This window comes from Cytobacillus sp. (genome assembly GCF_964223445.1).
Taxonomy (GTDB): Bacteria; Bacillota; Bacilli; order Bacillales; family Cytobacillaceae; genus Cytobacillus.
The window spans coordinates 1-5756 of the sequence record NZ_CAXQGS010000061.1 but is presented as its reverse complement, the minus strand read 5'-3'; the positions used below and the strand labels follow the sequence as shown (position 1 = coordinate 5756).

Here is a 5756-nt window from a genome sequence, read left to right as displayed (position 1 = left end):
GGGACATCGCTTTACTATGATATTTACAAAAATATATTCACATCGAAAACAACGGAGGAGAATTCAAAAAAGCATTTAAGATATACCGTTCTGGCACTTGGTGTTTTAGCGGTACTGAGCGCGATTAAACCGCCCGTGCTGCTGGCAATGGGATTCACGTATGTGTACGGAGGATTTGGCGCAGCTTTCTTCTTTGTCGTCTATTTAGGATTATATTGGAAGCGCATGAACAGTGCAGGTGCATATGCCAACATCATTGTTGGTACCCTGGTATATATCATTGCGAAGGTATTGGGAGCAACTAATCCATTTATCATTGCTCTGGCGGCCGCGTTTGTAAGCGTTTTAATTGCGGTTAAAATTGGCAAGAAAGCACCGCTTGAAGCGTATGAACCCTATTTTGAAAGCGAAATAAGCAGCTCGACCAAAAAGGCTATCTCGGCCATTCAGGATGATTATGCTCCGGAAGAAAATGACCAAAAGGCGGTTTCCGGGTCGAATGAGGCAGTTGAGGGATAAATAGGAGATTGAGAGATTTTAATGAAAGGAACATAAAAATGAAATTATTAGGGAAGGTTGCTGTCATTACCGGTGCAGGGCAAGGCATCGGTGAAGCCACAGCTAAGAAATTTGCAGAAGAAGGAGCAAAATTAGTCTTAGCTGATTTAAATGAGCAGAATCTGATGAACAGGGCAGAGGAAGTTAGAAAAGCCGATGGAGAAGCCATCTATGTTGTATGCAATGTGGCGAATCGGAATGAAGTCAGTCGGTTATTTGAAGAAACGTTAGTTCAGTACGGACGTGTAGATATTGTCATAAACAATGCCGGTATTGTTCAAGATGCACAGCTGACAAATATGACAGAGGCCCAGTGGGATCATGTCATCGATGTAAACCTAAAGGGTGTTTTCAATGTCGGCCAGTATGCGGCAAAAATAATGAAAGATCAGGGGGAAGGAGTCATTCTTAATGCCTCTTCGGTTGTGGGAATATACGGCAACTTTGGCCAGTCCAATTATGCTGCAGCTAAATGGGGAGTAAACGGAATGACTAAAACGTGGGCGAAGGAATTGGGGAAATCCGGAATTCGAGTCAATGCCATTGCCCCCGGATTTATTGAGACGGACATGACCAATGTTCTGCCTGATAAGGTAAAAGACATCATGAAAGCAAAATCACCCTTGAATCAAATGGGCAGACCGGAAGACATAGCAAACGGCTATGCCTTCCTGGCCTCAGAAGAAGCGCGTTTTATCACTGGAGCGATTTTGAGTATAGATGGGGGACTTGTTATCTGATTTAGTGACTGACACTACCCGAAAAATCTTGTTTCACAAAAGTTTTATGAGGATATTCTGAAATGGGTAAGCCATTGTTTTATTTAGAAAGAAGCAAGAATCAATAGAGGTATAGTCAGGCAGAGGTGATGTCTGGTTATGCCTCATTTTTCTTTGTTTATGGACAGGATCCTTTATTAGGACAAAGAACCTGTCCCTCTGTCCCGATAAATCTCATATTCTGTTAAAATATGAAATTTTTCAGCAGCATTTTTCGCGAAAAATAGTTCTTTTTTACCGTGAGAATAGGTGTTAATCAGGTCTTTTGATTCTTATATGAAAAATTTGGATTTGATACCTTTATAGTGTATTAAAAAAATTCTGAATAATATAACTAGGAGGTAGGGGATGAGGATTAAAAGATCAGCATTGGCCTTATTAATGTTCATGCTAATGTTCTCCAGTTCGGTGTCAGGGGCCGTTTTACCCGAAAAATCACCGAGCACCAAGGGAGAAGAAAACCGCAGGACCATCCAGGAAATAAAGAAAAGTGAATTGGACAAGCAGTACAATAAAACAGATATAGTCAGGGTCATAGTCGAGATGAAGACAGAGCCATCTGTCCTTTATGCCCAAAAGCAAAACAAGAAGTACAAAGAACTTCCAGATGCAACGAAGCAGAAGCTGAAAAATGAAAAGCTGTCTGAACAGCAGAAGGTAAAGGATCGTGCTAAAAAGAATAAAGTAAAGATGATAGAACGCGAAAGTTTTACTACGATAGTAAATGGCTTCAGTGCTGAGATGATGTATGGAGACATTGAGCTTGTAAAAGAAATGCCGGAAGTGGCAGAAGTACAAGTGGTCAATGAGTACGAAAAGCCGCAGGAAAAGCCGGATATGCTTTACAGCAAAGAACTCGTACAAGCTCAGGAAGCTTGGCGTGATTATGGCTTTAAAGGTGAAGGAATGGTAGTTGGTGTCATCGATACCGGCATGGATCCTTCTCACCGCGACATGGTTCTGGCAGGAGAAACGGAAAAGGAATTAACGAAGGCTGAAATCTCGAAATTTAAGAAAGATAATGGTCTTCTTGGAAAATATTATTCTGAAAAAGTGCCATATGGATACAACTATATGGATGAAAATGACACGATCCGCGATATCGGCCCGGATGCATCCATGCATGGAATGCACGTTGCCGGAACTGTCGGAGCGAATGGCGATGAGGAAAACGGCGGCATTAAAGGGGTAGCACCTGAAGCCCAGATCCTTGCGCTTAAAGTATTCGGAAATGATCCGAATATGCCTTCTACATACAGTGATATTTATGTTAAGGCGATTGATGATGCGATTGTACTTGGTGCAGACGTTCTGAACATGAGTCTTGGTTCTACAGCAGGGTTCGTCAGCCCTGAATCAGCTGAGCAAAAGGCGATTGCCAGAGCTGTGGAAAATGGTATTTTAATGTCTATTTCTGCAGGGAACTCTGCTCACTTTGGAAATGGATTTGCAAATCCAAGCAGTGAAAACCCGGATATCGGCGTTTCCGGATCCCCTGGGGTATCCTATGATTCTCTGCAGGTAGCATCTATTGAAAATACCTTCATGGATCTGGATGCAGTGAACTACCAATTCGGTGAAGAGTCCGGAAAAGCTGCGTTTTTATCAGCTGGAAATGTTCACCCGAACGATGTTGAGACGAAAACATTTGAAGTGGCATACGGTGGACTGGGCAAGCCTGAAGAGCTGTCCAGTGTTGCAGGAAAATACGCTTTAATTCAGCGTGGGGAATTGGCATTCGTTGATAAAGCGATTAATGCGCAGAAAGCTGGAGCCCTTGGGGTCATTATTTACAATAATGCAGACGGATATGTCAACATGGCGAGCGATCCGTCCATTACCATCCCGCAGCTGTTCATGCTGAAGACAGACGGAGACAAGCTGGCAGCAGCGATTCAGGATGGGCAGACAGTCACTCTTTCATTTAACGGGGAAAAAACAAAATCAGCAAACCCTGAAGCAGGCAAAATGAGCGCCTTCACTTCTTGGGGATTAACGCCTAACCTGGACTTCAAGCCTGAAATTACAGCTCCGGGCGGACAAATTTACTCTACTCTTGAGAATAACCAGTACGGTATGATGAGCGGTACCTCCATGGCAGCTCCTCATGTTTCCGGTGGTGCGGCACTTGTTCTTGAGCGTGTTGATACAGAGTTTGGCGTAACCGGATTTGACCGAGTCAACGTTGCAAAGAACCTGATGATGAACACAGCGGCGCCGGTCATTGATAAAGGAACCGTAAACAGTGCATTTAATTGGAATATCCCTTATTCTCCACGCCGCCAGGGTTCCGGCATCATGCAGCTTCATTCGGCATTATCTTCTCCTGTTATCGTAACGGAGGCTTCAACGAATGAAGGGAAAGTGGCTTTAAAAGAAGTGGGCAATACCTTTGAATTCACGTTAAAAGCTCAAAACTTCAGTGATCAAAATGTGGCATATGATGTGGCAGCGAATCTGCAGACTGATTTTGCAGCCTATGGAGAGATGGGCTGGGCAGCAGATGAGCTTGAAGCCCAGAAGATTTTAGATGCTTCTGTAAAAGTGGATGGCCAGGATTCAGCAGAGGTAACCGTTCCTGCGAATGGCTCTGTTAGCTTTAAAGTAAGTGTGGATGTCAGCAATGCAAAAGTGGTAGAACCTTCGATAACAGGAGATTGGGAAACTCCTCTGGACATCAACGAGGTATTCCCGAATGGATACTTTGTTGAAGGGTATGTTACTTTGACAGATTCAACTGACGTGAACCCGCAATTAACGGTTCCTTACGTTGGCTTTAAGGGTGATTGGGATAAAGCTCCGATCCTTGACGGCATGAAGTATGATGACAATTCATTCTACGGAATGGCAGGAGCTGTTTCTGAAACAGCCGAGGGCTATTCTTACTTGGGATATGATCCGGTAAATGACGCATTCAGCGGAGACGCAATCGCCATTTCTCCGAACGGAGACAAAGTTCAGGATCAATTGATCCCGGTTCTTTCATTCCTGCGAAATGCTAAACAAGCAGAATTCGCGATTACGGATGAGGATGGAAAAACACTAAGAAAGCTGCGAACGGAAAACAGCCTTCGCAAACATTATTACGATGGAGGACTTGGTCCGAATTATACACTTAACCCGAATTGGGGCTGGGATGGTAAAATCAGCAATCAGCTTGCACAGGATGGACAGTACTATTTTGAGATTAAATCTGTTATCGACTATGCAGGCGCTGAATGGCAGTCCGTGAAAATCCCTGTAAAAGTGGACACGGCTGCGCCAAGCGTTCAGGCTGAGCTTATCGAAGGAAACACAGCATTAAAGCTGGAAGCTGCTGATAACCCTGACGGCTCCGGCATTTCGTATATCGATATTTTCGTAGATGAAGAGTCTATTCTGGAAGAAGCGCTAAGCGGAGATACTGATGAATTTACACTTCCGGAAGAATTGGAAGCTGGCACAAATGTTAAGGTTGTAGCCTATGACTTTGCCGGAAACTCTTCCGAAGCAACTGTGGAAGTGGGCGAAGTGAGCAATGACAAGACCGTTCCATACGTGTACCTCGTAGAGCCTGAGGCGCTTGAAGTATACAACACAAATGAACTGAATGTCAGCGGCACGATTAAAGAAGAGTCTGGCATGAAGGAATTCACCATTGCCGGAACTCCTATTGAGACAACTTACAACGAAGCAAAAGGCGAATATGAATTTGAAACAACGATGACGTTTGAAGATGGCGTTCACAGCCTGGAAGTGAAGGCTGTGGACACTGCGAATAATGCGATTTCCTTCAAACGCACGATCCTAGTCGATGCGACAGGACCAACTGTCGAAATCGATGGTCTGCCTTCAAGCAAATACATTAAACATAACAAGAAAGACCCTGTCATCAAGATCACAGTGACAGATAACTTTGACCAGCTTCGCTTCTCTCAGGACGGCAGCGAGCTATTCTACCAGGAATTCCAGGAGCCTTATGCAATGAGAGGCATCGAAAAAGAGTTCAAAAAGATTAAACTCTCATTGAAAGAAGGCTTAAACGTCTTCACATTCGAAGCAGAGGATCTGGCCGGCAATAAAACGACCAAAACAGTCGAGCTTTATAAGCTGAAGAAAGGCGAGCAGCCACCGCAGAATCACGAAACCCCTGATGGCCCGGCAAAGCCTGGAAAAGGGAATGGGAAGCAAGATAAATAAATAGGTTTGGAGAGACCCGGATTCCTTTTGAGAGGAGCCGGGTTTCTTTTTGGGGAGTGGTTTGCAAATAGGAAGGGGGAGCTTGCAAATAGATGGGGGAGCTTGCAAATAGATGGGGGAGTTTGCAAATAGGAAGGGGGAGTCTGCAAATAGATGGGGGAACTTGCAAATAGAATGGGGGAGCTTGCAAATAGAATGGGGGTGCTTGCAAATAGAAGGGGGGAGCTTGCAAATAGGAAG

2 protein-coding genes and 1 pseudogene are annotated in these 5756 nt (G+C 44.3%); all 3 read left to right on the top strand.

The annotated features are described in order from the left end of the window. Positions 1–519: pseudogene (locus ACEQ1T_RS11775) on the top strand (sodium:solute symporter family protein); the annotation flags it as partial. A 38-nt stretch (positions 520–557) separates the two neighbouring features. Beyond that, the gene (gene fabG, locus ACEQ1T_RS11770) at positions 558–1298 is read left to right on the top strand and encodes a 3-oxoacyl-ACP reductase FabG (protein ID WP_206846099.1); all 741 of its coding nucleotides are present in this window, start codon (positions 558–560) and stop codon (positions 1296–1298) included. 387 nt (positions 1299–1685) lie between these two features. Then, positions 1686–5516, top strand: a complete 3831-nt coding sequence (locus ACEQ1T_RS11765; RefSeq protein WP_370223061.1) for a S8 family serine peptidase — start codon at positions 1686–1688, stop codon at positions 5514–5516. Positions 5517–5756 lie beyond the last annotated feature (240 nt).